General features: G+C 50.2%; 1 pseudogene. It reads right to left on the reverse strand.

What is annotated here, in order from left to right:
• A pseudogene (locus R7Q48_RS28105) lies at positions 1-653 on the reverse strand (excinuclease ABC subunit UvrA); the annotation flags it as partial.

Below are 653 nucleotides of genomic sequence, written 5' to 3' on the forward strand. Positions count from 1 at the left end.
AACGCCATCCCCCTGACAAGCTTCACAGCGACCACCACGAACGTTAAAACTAAAGCGGCCAGGTTTGTAACCACGTGAACGTGATTCTTGCGTACCAGCAAACAGCTCGCGAATAGGGGTAAAGATTCCCGTGTACGTCGCTGGGTTCGAGCGCGGTGTTCGGCCAATTGGGCTTTGATCGATGTCGATAACCTTATCGAAATGTTCTAGACCTTTAATCGACTTATAAGGCGATGGGTGTGCAGTAGTAGCGCCATTGAGTTGGGTGTGTGCAATTTTGAAGAACGTATCGTTGATCAAGGTTGATTTACCGGAGCCAGACACGCCAGTAATACAGCTAAACAATCCGACAGGAATAGACAAGTCGACGTTCTTCAGGTTGTTACCTGTTGCGCCTAGTAGCTCGACGGTTTTCTTGGGATCGCGAGGGGTACGCTCTTTAGGGACTACTATCTCTTTTGCGCCACTTAGATACTGACCTGTGAGAGAGTTCGGGTTGGCGATGATCTCATCCATCGTTCCTTCGGCAACCACATTACCGCCGTGTACCCCCGCTCCCGGGCCAATATCAATCACGTGATCGGCACAGCGAATGGCATCTTCATCGTGTTCGACCACGAGTACGGTATTACCTAAATCGCGCAAATGAGTCA

The sequence above is a fragment of the Vibrio sp. 378 genome, assembly GCF_033339435.1.